Raw genomic sequence first — 15951 nt, forward strand, 5'->3', positions numbered from 1 at the left:
GGCGCTGAAAAGCAGTTTTTAGAGTAATTAGTCGAAAAAAGCAGATATGCCCTATAAATCAGAAAGTGCTGTGAGAAACGTTACCTGAAATGTCTTGTTTCATTGCTGCGCTGTCGCTGTGCCATCAATCATTTTTGCTCTGCAACTGAACGGTTTAAGCTTATTGGCATCTGCTCTAAAGTCCGTTGCGTTTGGCCAAGGCATGTCCGAACCGTTATTTCTGATCCAGCACGTGCCAGGAACGGCGCGGGATTGTTCACGACAGGTTGTACTTATGCACCGCAGGAATTTGCTCAAAGCCTCCATGGCCATCGCGGCTTACACCGGTCTTTCGGCCACCGGTCTATTGGCCGCACGCGCCTGGGCTGACAGCAGCACGGCTGATGGCGACGCCGTGGCGTTCGAATTCGAAGCGCTGAAGAGCCAGGCCAGACAGCTCGCCGGCAAGCCTTATCAGGACACCAAACAGGTGCTGCCACCGACGCTGGCGACCATGACACCGCAGAACTTCAACGCGATTCGCTATGACGGCAATCACTCGCTGTGGAAGGACCTGAAAGGTCAGCTGGACGTGCAGTTTTTCCACGTCGGCATGGGTTTCAAGCAACCGGTGCGCATGTACAGCGTCGATCCCAAGACTCGACTGGCGCGCGAGGTGCATTTCCGTCCGTCGCTGTTCAACTACGAAAAAACCACCGTCGACACTAAACAGCTCAAAGGCGATCTGGGTTTTGCCGGGTTCAAGCTGTTCAAAGCTCCAGAGCTGGATAAGCACGACGTGTTGTCGTTCCTGGGGGCCAGCTATTTCCGCGCGGTGGACGCCACCGGGCAGTACGGTTTGTCGGCCCGCGGCCTGGCGATCGATACGTACGCCAAGAAGCGCGAAGAATTCCCGGACTTCACCAAGTTCTGGTTCGAAACCCCGGATAAAGACAGCACCCGTTTCGTGGTTTATGCCCTGCTCGATTCGCCGAGCGCCACCGGCGCCTACCGTTTTGACATCGATTGCCAGGCCGAGCGTGTGGTGATGGAAGTCGACGCTCACGTCAATGCCCGCACCGCTATCGAGCAACTGGGCATCGCGCCGATGACCAGCATGTTCAGCTGCGGCACCCACGAACGGCGTATGTGCGACACCATTCACCCGCAAATCCACGATTCTGATCGCCTGGCGATGTGGCGCGGCAACGGCGAATGGATCTGCCGCCCGCTGAATAACCCGGCCACCTTGCAATTCAATGCCTTTGCCGACACCAATCCCAAAGGGTTCGGCCTGGTGCAGACCGATCACGAGTTCGCCAATTATCAAGACACCGTCGATTGGTACAGCAAGCGCCCGAGTCTGTGGGTAGAACCTACAACCGCATGGGGCGAAGGCTCTATCGATTTGCTGGAAATTCCTACAACCGGCGAAACCCTGGATAACATCGTTGCGTTCTGGACGCCGAAAAAACCGGTCGCGGCCGGGGATTCCCTCAACTACGGCTACAAGCTCTACTGGAGTGCTCTGCCGCCAGTGAGTACGCCACTGGCACGGGTCAATGCGACCCGTTCGGGCATGGGCGGTTTCATTGAAGGCTGGGCGCCGGGTGAGCATTACCCAGAGGTCTGGGCACGACGCTTTGCCGTGGACTTTACCGGCGGCGGTCTGGACCGCTTGCCTGAAGGCACGGGGATCGAGCCGGTGGTGACTTGCTCGAATGGCCAAGTGAAGGACTTCAACGTGTTGGTGCTCGATGACATCAAGGGTTATCGCATTACCTTCGACTGGTACCCGACCAACGACAGCGTTGCCCCGGTGGAGCTGCGGTTGTTCATTCGCACCAATGACCGGACGTTGAGTGAAACCTGGTTGTATCAGTATTTCCCGCCTGCACCTGATAAGCGTAAGTACACCTGAGAGTTAGTCGGGGTCTGAAATGGCCCCTTCGCGGGCAAGCCTCGCTCCTACGGGATCGGTGATGAACGCTCCGCCTTGCAGGAGCGAGGCTTGCCCGCGAAGACGGCCTGACAGACAACAAACATCTCAGCACAGAAACGCAAAAAAGCCCCGGTCAACTCGACCGGGGCTTTTTGGTATTTACAGCGGCCTTCTAGTCACGCAAATCCGATTCATGAATTGGCTGGTCGCGGTGGGTCGCCCGATGATATTGCGCCGGCCAGATAGCTTTGTGCCCACCCAGATCGTCATCGGCATGCAGCGGCCAGTACGGGTCACGCAACAACTCCCGGGCGAGGAAGATGATGTCGGCCTGGCAGGTACGCAGAATGTGCTCGGCCTGGGCCGGTTCGGTGATCATTCCTACCGTGCCAGTGGCAATGCCTGACTCCTTGCGTACGCGCTCGGCGAAGCGGGTCTGATAACCGGGGCCTGTAGGAATCTCGGCGTTTACCGCCGTACCGCCCGATGAAACATCGATCAGGTCCACGCCCAGATCTTTGAGGCGTCGCGCCAGCTCCACAGTTTCATCGGGGTTCCAGCCATCTTCCACCCAATCGGTGGCCGATACCCGCACAAACACCGGTAACTCTTCAGGCCACACCGCACGCACCGCTTCGGTCACTTGCAGCACCAGCCGAATCCGGTTTTCGAACGAACCGCCGTACTGATCGCGCCGCTGATTGCTCAGGGGCGAAAGAAACTGGTGCAACAGGTAACCGTGGGCGGCGTGCACCTCGACCACTTTGAAACCGGCGGTCAGCGCCCGTTTGGCGGAATCGACGAACGCTTGAATGATGTCCGCGATCTCGCCTTCATCGAGTTGCTTGGGGGGTGTGTGCTGAGGGTCGAAAGCGATTGGCGAAGGGCCGACGGGGATCCAGCCACCGTCCTCCGTCTTAATGCTGCCATGTTTGCCGAGCCACGGCCGATGCGTGCTGGCCTTGCGCCCGGCGTGCGCCAACTGAATGCCGGCAACAGCGCCCTGCGCGGTGATGAAGCGCGTAATACGCTGCAGGGGTTCAATCTGTCGATCATTCCAGAGACCGAGGTCCTGGGCGGTAATGCGCCCCTCAGCGGTGACCGCCGTGGCTTCGGTGAATACCAGACCAGCGCCGCCGATAGCGCGGCTGCCGAGGTGGACCAAATGCCAGTCATTGGCCAGCCCATCGACGCTGGAGTATTGGCACATCGGTGACACCGCGATGCGGTTAAGCAGGGTCAATTGACGAAGGGTATAGGGTTCAAGCAGCAGACTCATGGGGCACCTCTCGAATCAGTGGGCAGGCTCCAGGGTTCTGTTTGAATAGTCGACGAGTGACAGGAAAAAGGGTGCAGCACCCGCCCCCGCGGGCAAAAAATTCGACAAAACGTCACAAGGATAATCAAGCAGTGCTTAGAGACTAGTCGACATTGGGAAGATGAGGGAGGGTTCCGGGGATAATTGGCGTCAGGGAGATCGCTATCGCGGGCAAGCCCGCTCCCACAAGGACGATATAGATCCTTTGGGAGTGGGCTTGCCCGCGATGGGGTCAACGCGGTTCGATGTGGGCAATCATCAACTGAACGGTCTCGTTCCCACGAAACTCGTTAAGGTCGAGCTTGTAAGCCAGTTCGACCCACTTGATGGTCGGATTCGGCCAGATATCGCGGTCGATACCGAAGGCAATGCCGTCCAGCTTCACCGAACCGCATTCACTTCTCAGCACCACTTTGAGGTGCCGCTCCCCCACAACGCGTTGCTCGACCAACTGAAACACCCCATGAAACAGCGGCTCCGGGAAGTGTTGCCCCCAAGGCCCGGCGTGGCGCAGGGCGCGGGCCAGTTCCAGGTGAAACTCTTCGACCGCCAACGTACCGTCCGACAACAGGCGCCCGGTCAGGTCTTCTTCGCGCATTTGCCTACGTACTTCAGCGTCAAAGGCCTCGGCGAATAACGGAAAATTCGCTTCCGGCAAGGTCAGGCCCGCCGCCATGGCGTGGCCGCCGTATTTGCTGATCAGGTTCGGGTGTTGCGCCGCGACCACGCTCAAGGCGTCGCGAATATGAAAGCCCTGAACCGAACGCCCCGAGCCCTTGAGCAGGCCATCGCCGGCATCGGCAAAGGCAATGGTCGGACGGAAATAGCGCTCTTTCATACGCGAGGCGAGGATTCCGATGACACCCTGGTGCCACTCGGGATCGAACAGGCACAGGCCGAACGGCATCGATTCCACCGGCAAATCCTTGAGTTGGGCCAGCGCCTCACGCTGCATGCCCTGCTCGATGGATTTGCGGTCCTGGTTCATGCCATCCAGCTGAGCGGCCATTTCACGGGCAGCCGCCGCGTCTTCAGTGAGCAGGCATTCGATGCCCAGGCTCATGTCGTCCAGGCGCCCCGCCGCGTTCAGACGCGGGCCGAGGATGAAGCCAAGATCAGTGGAGGTAATGCGCGAATGGTCGCGCTTGGCCACTTCAAGGATCGCCTTGATGCCCGGCCGCGCACGCCCGGCGCGAATCCGCTCCAGGCCCTGATGCACCAGAATCCGGTTGTTGGCATCCAGCGGCACCACATCGGCGACGCTGCCCAGTGCCACCAGGTCCAGCAGTTCGCCGATGTTCGGCTGCGGCTTGCTCTGGTACCAACCCAGGCTGCGCAAGCGCGCGCGCAGGGCCATCAGCACATAGAAGATCACCCCGACACCGGCCAGGGCTTTGCTCGGAAACGCGCAACCCGGCTGATTCGGATTGACGATGGCATCGGCCAACGGCAGTTCATCGCCAGGCAAGTGGTGATCGGTGACCAGCACCTTGAGCCCGGCCTTTTTTGCCGCCGCCACGCCTTCGACGCTGGAGATGCCGTTGTCCACGGTGATCAGCAGGTGCGGCTCGCGGGTCAGCGCCACCTCGACGATCTCCGGCGTCAGGCCGTAGCCGTACTCGAACCGGTTCGGCACCAGATAGTCGACATGCGCCGCGCCCAGCAGGCGCAACCCCAGCATGCCCACGGTACTGGCCGTCGCACCGTCTGCGTCGAAGTCGCCGACGATCAGGATCCGCTGACGCTGTTCCAGGGCCGTCACCAGTAAATCCACCGCCGCATCGATGCCTTTGAGCTGCTGATATGGAATCAACCGCGCCAGGCTCTTGTCCAGTTCAGCCTCCGATTGCACGCCGCGAGCTGCGTAAAGGCGGGTCAACAGCGGTGGAATATCACCGAGAAATGGCAGGGTGTCGGGCAACAGGCGAGGTTCGATGCGCATGGGGTGACGGGTGCTTCTCTTGAATACGTAGGATAAAACCGGGGAACACAGTTCAGCGGCGAATAATCAGCCGCGTTCACCGCTCAGCCACTGCAACTGGACTTCGTGCTGACCACGGTCGTCGGTGACGAAAATCGTTCCTTCGCTGATCATCACATCCCACTTGATAACGCGCGGCATGTCCTTGGCCAGGGTTTCCAGCACGTCCTGAGGCACGGCGGCGATGTGAACGTTCTTCAGGTTTTTGATCGCCGGGATCACTTTGGTTTCCCAGACCCGCAGGCTGCCGTAGGCCAGCAGGCTGGTACGCTCGGTGCGGCGCGAGCACCAGGTCAGGCGATCGGCGTCTGGCTGGCCGACTTCGATCCAGTGCAGAACACGGTCATCCAGGCTCTTTTCCCACAACGCCGGTTCATCCACGTCTGACAGACCGCGACCGAAGGACAACTGCTCGTTGTACCAGAAGGCGTAAGCCAGCAGCCGCACGGTCATGCGCTCTTCGGTTTCCGAAGGGTGACGGGCAATGGTCTGCTTCACATTCTCGTAGACGCTGCGGTCGAGGTCGGTGAGGTTCAGTTCAAACTTGTAGGTTGTGGACGGCTGGGCCATGAACGGGCTTCTTGATACGAGGAAAGGCGGCAAGTCTAACCGATGCAACAGGTAATCAACGAATTGAAGGCATCAACTTTGGGCGATGGACCTCGGCCTATGTTAAAACTCTGCATCCGCTCAGCCTTTGTCCTACAGGATTCAGTATGCCGTTCTCCAGCAAACCGCTCTCAGGTCTGAAAGTCATCGAATTGGGTACGTTGATTGCCGGGCCGTTTGCCTCGCGTATTTGCGGCGAGTTCGGCGCCGAAGTGATCAAGATCGAGTCCCCGGACGGCGGTGATCCGTTGCGCAAATGGCGCAAGTTGTATGAAGGTACTTCGCTGTGGTGGTTCGTTCAGGCGCGTAACAAGAAGTCTTTGACCCTGAACCTGAAACACCCGGATGGCCTGGCGATTCTTAAACAGCTGCTCAGCGAAGCAGACATCCTGATCGAGAATTTCCGCCCCGGCGTGCTGGAAAAGCTTGGCCTGGGTTGGGAAGTCTTGCATGCACTGAACCCCAAACTGGTGATGGTGCGGCTTTCGGGCTTTGGCCAGACCGGGCCAATGAAAGATCAGCCAGGCTTCGGCGCGGTCGGTGAATCCATGGGCGGCCTGCGCTACATCACCGGGTTCGAGGACCGGCCGCCGGTGCGCACCGGGATCTCCATCGGCGATTCGATTGCCGCGCTCTGGGGCGTGATCGGCGCACTGATGGCCTTGCGGCATCGCGAGGTCAACGGCGGCTTGGGCCAAGTGGTGGATGTGGCGCTGTACGAAGCGATCTTTGCCATGATGGAAAGCATGGTCCCGGAGTTCGATGTGTTCGGCTTCATCCGTGAGCGCACCGGCAACATCATGCCGGGCATCACGCCCTCCTCTATCCATACCAGCGCTGATGGCAAACACGTACAGATTGGGGCCAATGGCGATGCGATCTTCAAGCGTTTCATGCTGCTCATCGGTCGTGAAGACCTGGCCAATGATCCTGCGCTGGCCAGCAACGACGGACGTGACAGCCGTCGCGACGAGATTTACGGGGTGATCGATCGCTGGGTCAACTCGCTGCCGCTGGACGCAGTGATCGAGCAACTGAACCAGGCCGACGTTCCCGCCAGCCGGATTTTCAGTGCCGAAGACATGTTCAGCGATCCGCAGTACCTGGCCCGTGAAATGTTCTTGCAAGCCAAGCTGCCCGACGGCAAAGACTTCAAGATGCCTGGCATCGTGCCGAAACTCTCTGAGACGCCCGGCAGCTCCGAATGGGTCGGGCCGCAGCTGGGTGAACACAATGCGCAAGTACTTCACGACCTCGGCTATGAACCGGCACAGATCGCACGGTTGCGTGAAGACGGTGCCATCTAAGCTGAAGCGCCTGCTTTCATCCGCAATCGATGACGCCGGCATCGGGCGTGTGCTGGCGGTGCTCGGGCTGTTGGCGGGGTTGATATCCCCGGCCCTTGCGCAACCTAAGGAACATTTGTTCTGGCTGCTGCGCGACCTGCCGCCACTGACGGTCTTCGAAGGCCCGAAAAAAGGCCAAGGCGTCATCGATCAGCTGATGCCGCTGTTGATCGCCGGGATGCCGCAGTACGAACACACCCTGATGCGGGTCAATCGCGCCCGTGGCATGCAAATGCTCCATGAGAAGTCTTTCACCTGCGACCCTTCGCTGATCTGGAGCGAGGAGCGTGAACAATCGATCGCGTTTTCCATTCCGGCCTTCCGGGCGGTCAGCAATGGGCTGGTGATTCGACGTGAAGATCGGTCGGTGTTGGAGCCCTTTCTCTTTGGCGATGAAGTCGATTTGGCAGCACTGTTGGCCAGCCGTCGAGAGAAAGTCGGTGTAGTGGCCGAGCGCCGTTACGGTCAGTTCCTCGACACACTGCTGCAACAGGCGCCGCCCGGCGCGCTGATGCCCCACTACGGTAACAACGCCCTCGGCAGTCTGTTGCAGATGCAGCGCCTGGGTCGCTTGCAAGTGGTCTTGGGTTACTGGCCGGAAATCCGCTATCAGGCTCACCAGGAACAGATTGCCGATGATCAGTTGGAGTTTTATCCGGTCAAAGGCACGGGTAAATACTTGTCCGGATACATCGGCTGCTCGAACACGCCCCTGGGGCGACAGGCGATCAGTGAAATCAACCAGCTATTGCGTGCCTTGCCCCGCGAGCGCCTGGCCCCGCTGTACGCCGACTGGCTCGACCCACAAAGACGCAAGGACTACCTGGAAGAAACCAGAGCCTTTTTCGAGCGTCAGGCCGCACAATGACAAATCGCAGGCAAAAAGAAACCCCGAGAAGTGGGGAGACATCTCGGGGTTAAACGTGGCCTGAACCAGGCCAGTGACAACAAGCTACAAGCACCGGAGCACAATGCTTGATCCTGCTGTTACAAAGTCTGACTGAACGTGGCGCAGGAAGGTTCCCACAAAAAATCATTCAATTTCGGCTGGCCAGAATCTTGTCCTGAGCCGCATTGCGCAAGGCTGCGATGACACAGGGCTCCAGGCGTCCTTCAGCAATCAGCACGTCACGGTGCAGGCCGTCGACGACATCCGTCAGCAGACGTTTATCGGTTAACTGATCGTGATTGAACGTCCGTTCAACCACGGTTGCGCCGCTCGTACTTTTCAGTGTCACCAAACATTCGCCCTGGGCACCCGACGGGGTCAACGTGACCTGATACGGGCTCAGAGCCTCACCGAGCAATAGACTGATACTTTCCATCTCGATCACCACTCAATAGTCCGAAAACAAAGTGCCTGGGGTGCGACCACAATAAATGACCACAGGCCCGAGAAGAAAGTTCTTGATTCCAACGGCAGGCGCACCGGCGCCTCTGGTAGATAGAGCATGCACGGTCAAGATGACAGTAAAAAAACAGCGATTCATGTTTACTTGTAGCAGCTGTCGAGCCTTGGCGAGGCTGCGTTCGGCTGCGCAGCAGTCGTAAAACCTGCTTGCAAGGTCTGGCTGAAGTACCGCGCTGCCTGGATTCACGACTGCTTCGCAGCCGAACGCAGCCTCGCCAGGGCTCGGCAGCTGCTACAGATCGTATTGCAATTCACACCTGGCGTGTACGCTTACCAATGTCGCTCCACCCGCCCAGCAGTCCTCGCAATTGGCCGTCCGCGCTGTAAAACGGTACCGTCCACTGGTAGATGTCCCTGACGCCATCCTTGAATATCAACTGACGTTCGCTGAAACGGGTCTTGCGCGTACCGAGCTGGGCCATAAACTCGGCGTGCAACTGCTCGGCAGTCTCTTTGGGCAAGACATCAAGTTCGATCAGCTGTCGCCCCTGAACCTGGTCGAAACGGGTCGACAAGCGCTCTTCATAGCTTTTGTTGCACATGATCAAACGCCCTTGCAGATCACGCACGAACATCGGATCGGGCATGGCGTCGATCAATGCATGCTGGAATGCGAGCTGGTCATTGAGGTCTTTTTCGGCGTCCCGACGTTGCTTGATCAGTGCCGCAAGCCTGCGATTCCAAAGCAATGAGAGCAAGCCGAACAGGCTGACGATGAACATGCTCCAGCACCCCCACCGGGTTATCCGCTGCCAGGTCGAGGGCGCGTGTACCGACGCAGTTCCGTTAAGCCATTTCAACCGCATGGCGCGTAATTCGTCGGGTGGAAATGCTTCGAGCGCCTTGTTGAGGATGCTCAATAACTGTGGCTGCGCTTTGCGGACGGCCAAATGATCAGTCTCCCATTTACCCTCCACCGCAGGCCCGACCTTGAGTCGACCCGAGGGATAGAGCTGCGCGCCGATTTCGTTCTCAATCGTGGCATAGGCCTCGCCGCTTTCTACCAGTGCCCGTGCTTCAGCGTAGGTTTTGACCGAGCGCAGCTCAATTGCCGGGTAGTCTCGACGAATCGTGCCCTCCAGGGCGTGACGGGTCGGCAAAACCAGGACTCTTTTCGAAATCTGGTCCAGAGACTGTATCGCCGGGGTGCTGGCCAGTCCTACGAGCACCCAGCCCGCCCCGCCAAATGCATGACTGAAATCCAGAAACACCTTGCGTTCGTCATTCATTGCCAGCGTCGTACTCATGTCCGCCGCACCGCTTTCCAGACGCTCCAGTAATTGGTCGGTGGAAAACGACTCTTCATGAACGAACCGCAACCCTGTCATGGCGCTGATGCGGTTGAGCATATCGTTGTTCAGACCGCTCCAGTGACCATGCTCATCCTTGAACAGATACAGCGGGTATTGCGCCGACGCCACGATAACCGTCGGATGTTCAGCAATCCATTGCCGCTCCTGAGCATCCAGCTCAACGCGTTCGACGGTGGTTGGCTCCCGGGACTCATGTGTCGCCAATTGTGCACCCTTCACCCATGACCCAAAGCCCAGGGCGCCCAGCAAAAACATCCAGCACACGGCTGGTTTAAACCCTCTGAAAAACAGCATGCCACTTCCTTGGTAATCGTCTCGCCCGTCCTTCATGGGCGGCTCTTCTTTTAAGAAACCCGGCAAGTGTGGCATGCAGAAATGAGAAAGCCCGTCAGGAGACGGGCTTCAAAATGTGACAGCTTTTACCGGTTACAGCGGCTTGCCGCGGTTGCCATGCTGACTGACAAAGGCCTGCACGGCTTTCAGGTCGTTCGGCAATACGGTGCAACGTTCATCTCGCTCAAACAAATCAGAAAGATGTGCAGGTAGTTCGAGTGCTTTTCCTACACCGGCTTTTTCCACTGCGTCCGGGAATTTGACCGGATGGGCAGTACCGAGGATCACCATCGGGATATCCAGGCTGCGCCGGCATTCGCGCGCAGCCTTCACGCCGATAGCGGTGTGCGGATCCAGCAGTTCGCCGGTTTGCGCAAACACTTCGGCAATGGTTTCGCACGTTTGGGCGTCGTCCACGGCCAGCGAATCGAACAGTTTACGTGCCTCGGTCCAACGCTCCTCTTCGACGCTGAAACCGCCGCCCTGCTTGAAGGTGTCCATCAAGCCGGCTATTGCCGCGCCGTTACGACCGTGCAGGTCGAATAGCAGGCGTTCGAAGTTCGACGACACCATGATGTCCATGGACGGCGACAGCGTGGCGTGCAGGGTTTCCTTGACGTACTGATTGCCGCTCATGAAGCGGTGCAGGATGTCGTTGCGGTTGGTGGCGACGATCAACTGATTGATCGGCAGGCCCATGTTGCGCGCCAGGTAACCGGCGAAGATATCGCCGAAGTTGCCGGTCGGCACCGAGAACGACACCGAACGCGCCGGACCACCCAGCTGCAGGGCTGCGTGGAAGTAGTAAACGATCTGGGCCATGATCCGCGCCCAGTTGATCGAGTTCACCGCGACCAGGCGCGTACCTTTGAGGAAGCTCTGGTCGGCGAAGCTGGCCTTGACCATTTCCTGGCAGTCATCGAAGTTGCCTTCGATGGCGATGTTATGGATGTTTTCGCCGAAGATGGTGGTCATCTGGCGACGCTGCACTTCGGACACACGGTTGTGCGGGTGCAGGATGAAGATGTCGACGTTTTCGCAGTGCTTGCAACCTTCGATGGCGGCCGAGCCGGTGTCACCGGAGGTGGCGCCAACAATCACCACGCGCTCACCGCGTTTTTCCAGCACGTAGTCGAGCAAGCGACCGAGCAATTGCAGGGCGAAGTCCTTGAAAGCCAGGGTCGGGCCGTGGAACAGCTCCAGCACCCATTCGTTGCCATTGAGCTGACGCAACGGCGCCACGGCGTTGTGGGAAAACACGCCGTACGTTTGTTCAAGAATCTTTTTGAAATCGGCATCGGGGATGCTGCCGGTCACGAACGGGCGCATTACCCGGAAGGCCAGCTCGTGATATGGCAGGCCGGCCCAGGAAGCGATTTCTTCCTGAGTAAAACGTGGCAGGTTTTCCGGGACGTACAGACCGCCGTCGGTGGCGAGACCGGCCAGCAGGACATCTTCGAAATTCAGGGCCGGTGCCTGGCCGCGGGTACTGATATAACGCATAGGGGCAAACCTTTGGTTTGAGCTGCAAGCTACGAGCTACAAGCTGCAAGTAAAAGCCGAACTGCCTTTGACTTGCCGCTTGAGGCTTGCAGCTTGCCGCTGCTGTTGTTAGTTCAAGTGCTCGACGCGGATTCGTACGACCGGACCGACCACGCCTTCCAAGGCCTCCAGGGCGCTGATCGCGTCGTTCATGTGCTGTTCTTGCACACGATGGGTCAGCAGGATCATTGGCACCAGACCGTCATGCTCTTCGACTTCTTTCTGCATGATCGATTCGATGTTGATACCGCGCTCCGACAGGATGCTCGCCACCTGAGCCAGTACGCCCGGATGGTCCTTGGCCTGAATGCGCAGGTAGTAAGCGCTTTCGCAGGCTTCGATCGGCAGGATCGGATGGGCCGACAGAGAATCCGGCTGGAAAGCCAGGTGCGGCACGCGGTTTTCCGGATCGGAAGTCATGGCGCGAACCACGTCCACCAGATCAGCGATCACCGACGAAGCGGTCGGCTCCATGCCGGCGCCGGCACCGTAGTACAAGGTCGAACCGGCAGCATCGCCGTTGACCATCACCGCGTTCATCACGCCGTTGACGTTGGCGATCAAGCGATCGGCCGGGATCAGCGTCGGGTGCACTCGCAGCTCGATACCGGCCGCGGTGCTGCGCGCCACGCCCAGGTGCTTGATGCGATAGCCCAGCGCTTCGGCGTAATTCACGTCAGCGGTGGTCAACTTGGTGATGCCTTCTGTGTAAGCCTTGTCGAATTGCAACGGAATGCCGAACGCAATGGACGCCAGGATCGTCAGCTTGTGGGCTGCGTCGATGCCTTCGACGTCGAAAGTCGGGTCAGCTTCGGCATAACCCAGGGCTTGCGCTTCGGCGAGTACGTCTTCGAAGGTGCGACCCTTCTCCCGCATTTCGGTGAGGATGAAGTTGCCAGTACCGTTGATGATCCCGGCCACCCAGTTGATGCGGTTGGCGGACAGACCTTCACGGATCGCTTTGATCACGGGAATGCCGCCGGCCACAGCCGCTTCGAATGCCACGATCACGCCTTTCTCGCGAGCCTTGGCGAAAATTTCATTACCGTGAACGGCGATCAGTGCCTTGTTCGCGGTGACCACATGCTTGCCATTCTCGATGGCCTTGAGTACCAGCTCGCGGGCAACGGTGTAGCCGCCCATCAGCTCTATAACGATGTCGATCTCAGGGTTCGTGGCCACTTCGAACACATCGTTGGTAATCGCAATACCGGTCGTCTGGAACTGAGGCTTTGGCGTGCGCATGGCAATTTGTGCCACTTCGATTCCACGCCCGGCACGACGAGCAATTTCCTCGGCGTTGCGCTGAAGTACGTTGAAGGTACCGCCACCGACGGTCCCTAACCCACAGATGCCTACTTTGACCGGTTTCACTGTGAACTCCCCATAAAACGGCCGACTCAAGGCCGGCCGTGAAAACAACCGCATACTCGCGGCTCTCGATTAATGGCCCGACAATATTGCCGCCGAACCATGATCGTCAAAGGTTGACCATGACGATGCGAAACTATTTCGCGCCCAATGCCAGTTTGGCGACTTGTGGCGCAGGCTGGTAGCCCGGAATGACCTGTCCGTCGGCCAAAACGATGGCCGGTGTACCGTTCACGCCGATCGACTGGCCGAGGGCGAACTGCTTGGCTACCGGGTTCTCGCACTTGGCGGCCTTGATTTCCTTGCCATCGACCATTTTGTCCATGGCCGCTTTCTTGTCCTTGGAGCACCACACGGCTTGCAGTTGCTCGTCACCCGCCGAGCCCAGGCCCTGGCGAGGGAACGCAACATAACGCACTTCGATACCCAGTTTGTTCAGCGCCGGCACTTCGGCGTGCAGCTTGTGGCAGTAAGGGCAAGTGGTGTCGGTGAAGACAGTGATGTGCGACTTGGTTTCGCCGATGGCCGGGTAAACCACGGTTTCAGCCACTGGAATGTTATTGATCAGTTTGGAAATGCCCAGGCGCTCGGTCTTCTCGGTCAGGTTGACCGGTTTGCCATCCTTGAGCTGGAACAGGTAGCCCTGAACGACGTATTGGCCATCAGCGCTGGCGTAAAGCACACGGCTGCCCTTGAGTTTAACTTCATACAGGCCTGGCAACGGGCTGGCGGAGATAGTTTCGATCGGCACATCCAGCTCAAGGGTTTGCAGGCTTTTACGAATGGCTTTGTCGGCCGTGTCATCGGCGGCGGCAAAGGTACTGACCACCGCAATGGCTGCGGCGGCGAAAATCTGGGTCAGACGCATGAGAACTCCTGAAGGCGGACAAATGGGACGATCGAACACCTGTGCCGGAACACCGGGTCATAACGCCCATCGTGCAAACCGGGAAAGCCTACCACATAAGGCCCCCGTGGCGAGGGGGCTTGCCCCCGTTCGGCTGCGCAGCAGTCGTCAATCCTCACGTCTGGGTCCATATATCAGAGATCGCCACAAAGGGGCTGCTTCGCAACCCAACGGGGGCAAGCCCCCTCGCCACCGGGGTATTTCCATTTCAGGAACTGCATCAGCCGCGCGGATGATGCCTGGCATGCAGGTCCTGCAAGCGTGCACGAGCGACGTGAGTATAGATCTGGGTTGTCGACAGATCGCTGTGGCCGAGCAACATTTGCACCACGCGCAAATCGGCGCCGTGATTAAGCAAGTGGGTGGCGAAAGCATGGCGTAGCGTGTGCGGCGACAGCGACTTGCCGATCCCGGCGACCTTGGCCTGGTGTTTGATGCGATGCCAGAAAGTCTGGCGAGTCATCTGCTCGCCGCGCAGGCTGGGAAACAGTACATCGCTGGGACGCCCGCCCAGCAACTCGCCACGGGCATCGCGCATGTAGCGCTCGACCCAGACAATCGCCTCCTCCCCCATCGGCACCAGTCGTTCCTTGCTGCCCTTGCCCATCACCCGCAACACGCCTTGGCGCAGGTTGACCTGTTCCAGCGTCAGGCTGATCAGCTCCGTGACCCGCAAGCCACAGGCGTAAAGCACTTCCAGCATGGCGCGGTCTCGCTGGCCGATTGCCTCGCTCAGGTCTGGCGCAGCCAGCAGCGATTCCACATCGGCTTCCGACAAGGACTTAGGCAACGGCCGGCCTAGCTGGGGCATATCGACGCGCAATGTCGGATCGACCGCGATCAGCTTTTCCCGCAATAAATAGCGATAAAAGCCACGCACACCGGAAAGAAATCGCGCCGTGGAACGGGGCTTGTAGTTTTGCTCCAGGCGCCAGGCCAGGTGATCGAGGATCAACTCGCGACCGGCGTTGATCAACTCCAGGCCCTTTTCCTGCAACCAACCGTTGAATAGGGCCAAATCGCTGCGATAGGCATCGCGGGTGTTATCGGACAGGCCTTTTTCCAGCCACAGGGCGTCAAGGAACTGGTCTATCAGGGGATGATCGATGGCAGGCATGGGGTCTCGGACAGGCAGGCGCAAGGCCGCGAAAAATGAGGAGTCTTTCATAGCACGTTGGCGGCGAACATAGAATTCAGGCACAAAAAAAGCATCCCTCTCGAGATGCTTCTTTTTGCTTGAGGCGCTCAGCTTATTGTTGAGCCGGTTCGTTCTGGCTCAGGATCAACTTGCCTTCCTTGTCGACCGGAATCTGGTTGCCCGGATCGCGATCCATCCGCACTTTGCCTTCCTTGCCATCCAGCGAATAACGAACGTCGTAGCCTACAACTTTGTCGCTGATGTCATTCACGGTGTTACAGCGGGTTTGAGTGGTGGTGTAGGTGTCACGCTCCTGCATGCCTTCCTGCACCTTGTTGCCCGCATAACCGCCGCCGACCGCACCGGCCACTGTGGCGATTTTCTTGCCTGTACCACCGCCGATCTGGTTGCCCAACAGGCCACCGGCCAGCGCGCCGACCACCGTACCGGTGATCTGGTGTTGATCTTTTACCGGCGCTTGCCGGGTAACCGTAACGTCCTTGCACACTTCACGTGGAGTCTTGATTTGTGTCTTGACCGGCTCAACGGCCAACACTTGCGCATACTCAGGGCCGCTTTTAACCAGGTTGTAGGTGGCAACAGCACCCCCGGCAGTGACACCGACAGCACCCAATACCGCACCAACCAGCAACGACTTGTTCACATGAACCTCCTGACCATCACAGACGGGACAAACCCGCGCTTCTCCCAGCCTTGGAGCATAAAAAAAGGCGCGAGTTCAATACTCGCGCCTTCTCGGG

General features: G+C 58.7%; 13 protein-coding genes. 3 read left to right on the forward strand and 10 right to left on the reverse strand.

Features of this window, described 5'->3' with window-relative positions:
- Positions 1–274 precede the first annotated feature (274 nt).
- Positions 275–1900 carry a glucan biosynthesis protein D gene (locus FHW68_RS11505; RefSeq protein WP_183680456.1) on the forward strand — a complete coding sequence of 542 codons (1626 nt, stop codon included), beginning with the start codon at positions 275–277 and terminating at the stop codon, positions 1898–1900.
- A 193-nt stretch (positions 1901–2093) separates the two neighbouring features.
- Here the strand turns inward: FHW68_RS11505 and FHW68_RS11510 are convergent, their stop codons facing one another.
- The 3 genes from FHW68_RS11510 to FHW68_RS11520 form a co-directional block, all read right to left on the reverse strand.
- Entirely contained in the window at positions 2094–3200 is a 1107-nt protein-coding gene (locus tag FHW68_RS11510; RefSeq protein WP_183680458.1) for an NADH:flavin oxidoreductase/NADH oxidase, read from the reverse strand.
- A gap of 271 nt (positions 3201–3471) precedes the next feature.
- Positions 3472–5181: a single-stranded-DNA-specific exonuclease RecJ gene (gene recJ / locus FHW68_RS11515; protein ID WP_095631725.1), complete on the reverse strand. Its 1710-nt coding sequence runs from the start codon at positions 5179–5181 to the stop codon at positions 3472–3474.
- 66 nt (positions 5182–5247) lie between these two features.
- The gene (locus tag FHW68_RS11520) at positions 5248–5790 is read right to left on the reverse strand and encodes a YaeQ family protein (protein ID WP_095631726.1); all 543 of its coding nucleotides are present in this window, start codon (positions 5788–5790) and stop codon (positions 5248–5250) included.
- 146 nt (positions 5791–5936) lie between these two features.
- On the opposite strand from FHW68_RS11520, the gene FHW68_RS11525 reads away from it, so the two are divergent.
- Complete coding sequence (locus tag FHW68_RS11525) at positions 5937–7136, forward strand: CaiB/BaiF CoA-transferase family protein (protein ID WP_183680460.1); 1200 nt, start codon at positions 5937–5939, stop codon at positions 7134–7136.
- Positions 7117–8043, forward strand: a complete 927-nt coding sequence (locus FHW68_RS11530) for a TIGR02285 family protein (RefSeq protein ID WP_183680495.1) — start codon at positions 7117–7119, stop codon at positions 8041–8043. The genes FHW68_RS11525 and FHW68_RS11530 overlap by 20 nt, the downstream gene beginning before the upstream one ends.
- A gap of 169 nt (positions 8044–8212) precedes the next feature.
- Here the strand turns inward: FHW68_RS11530 and FHW68_RS11535 are convergent, their stop codons facing one another.
- The 7 genes from FHW68_RS11535 to FHW68_RS11565 all read right to left on the reverse strand — a co-directional run bounded on the left by FHW68_RS11535 (position 8213) and on the right by FHW68_RS11565 (position 15854).
- Complete coding sequence (locus tag FHW68_RS11535; protein ID WP_095631729.1) at positions 8213–8500, reverse strand: DUF3509 domain-containing protein; 288 nt, start codon at positions 8498–8500, stop codon at positions 8213–8215.
- A 337-nt stretch (positions 8501–8837) separates the two neighbouring features.
- A complete protein-coding gene (locus FHW68_RS11540; protein ID WP_183680462.1) occupies positions 8838–10193 on the reverse strand; it encodes a transporter substrate-binding domain-containing protein in 1356 nt (451 codons plus the stop codon).
- Between the two features lie 132 nt (positions 10194–10325).
- Positions 10326–11735, reverse strand: coding sequence for a threonine synthase (thrC, locus tag FHW68_RS11545; RefSeq protein WP_095631731.1), 1410 nt, complete (start codon positions 11733–11735; stop codon positions 10326–10328).
- A gap of 108 nt (positions 11736–11843) precedes the next feature.
- Positions 11844–13148 (reverse strand): homoserine dehydrogenase, encoded by a 1305-nt coding sequence (locus tag FHW68_RS11550; protein ID WP_095631744.1) that lies wholly within the window; start codon positions 13146–13148, stop codon positions 11844–11846.
- Positions 13149–13281: 133 nt separating this feature from the next.
- Positions 13282–14013 carry a bifunctional protein-disulfide isomerase/oxidoreductase DsbC gene (gene dsbC / locus FHW68_RS11555; protein WP_095631732.1) on the reverse strand — a complete coding sequence of 244 codons (732 nt, stop codon included), beginning with the start codon at positions 14011–14013 and terminating at the stop codon, positions 13282–13284.
- Positions 14014–14272: 259 nt separating this feature from the next.
- Entirely contained in the window at positions 14273–15169 is an 897-nt protein-coding gene (gene xerD / locus FHW68_RS11560) for a site-specific tyrosine recombinase XerD (protein WP_095631733.1), read from the reverse strand.
- A 133-nt stretch (positions 15170–15302) separates the two neighbouring features.
- Positions 15303–15854 (reverse strand): glycine zipper 2TM domain-containing protein, encoded by a 552-nt coding sequence (locus FHW68_RS11565; protein ID WP_095631734.1) that lies wholly within the window; start codon positions 15852–15854, stop codon positions 15303–15305.
- Positions 15855–15951 lie beyond the last annotated feature (97 nt).

The organism is Pseudomonas sp. Tn43, from assembly GCF_014192635.1.
GTDB lineage: Bacteria > Pseudomonadota > Gammaproteobacteria > Pseudomonadales > Pseudomonadaceae > Aquipseudomonas.

Excerpts from the sequence above, each read along its gene's own strand:
- thrC (WP_095631731.1), bottom strand. The coding sequence starts at position 11,735 with ATGCGTTATATCAGTACCCGCGGCCAGGCACCGGCCCTGAATTTCGAA.
- recJ (WP_095631725.1), bottom strand. The coding sequence starts at position 5,181 with ATGCGCATCGAACCTCGCCTGTTGCCCGACACCCTGCCATTTCTCGGT.
- FHW68_RS11510 (WP_183680458.1), bottom strand. The coding sequence starts at position 3,200 with ATGAGTCTGCTGCTTGAACCCTATACCCTTCGTCAATTGACCCTGCTT.
- FHW68_RS11520 (WP_095631726.1), bottom strand. The coding sequence starts at position 5,790 with ATGGCCCAGCCGTCCACAACCTACAAGTTTGAACTGAACCTCACCGAC.
- FHW68_RS11540 (WP_183680462.1), bottom strand. The coding sequence starts at position 10,193 with ATGCTGTTTTTCAGAGGGTTTAAACCAGCCGTGTGCTGGATGTTTTTG.
- xerD (WP_095631733.1), bottom strand. The coding sequence starts at position 15,169 with ATGCCTGCCATCGATCATCCCCTGATAGACCAGTTCCTTGACGCCCTG.
- FHW68_RS11535 (WP_095631729.1), bottom strand. The coding sequence starts at position 8,500 with ATGGAAAGTATCAGTCTATTGCTCGGTGAGGCTCTGAGCCCGTATCAG.
- dsbC (WP_095631732.1), bottom strand. The coding sequence starts at position 14,013 with ATGCGTCTGACCCAGATTTTCGCCGCCGCAGCCATTGCGGTGGTCAGT.
- FHW68_RS11505 (WP_183680456.1), top strand. The coding sequence starts at position 275 with ATGCACCGCAGGAATTTGCTCAAAGCCTCCATGGCCATCGCGGCTTAC.
- FHW68_RS11525 (WP_183680460.1), top strand. The coding sequence starts at position 5,937 with ATGCCGTTCTCCAGCAAACCGCTCTCAGGTCTGAAAGTCATCGAATTG.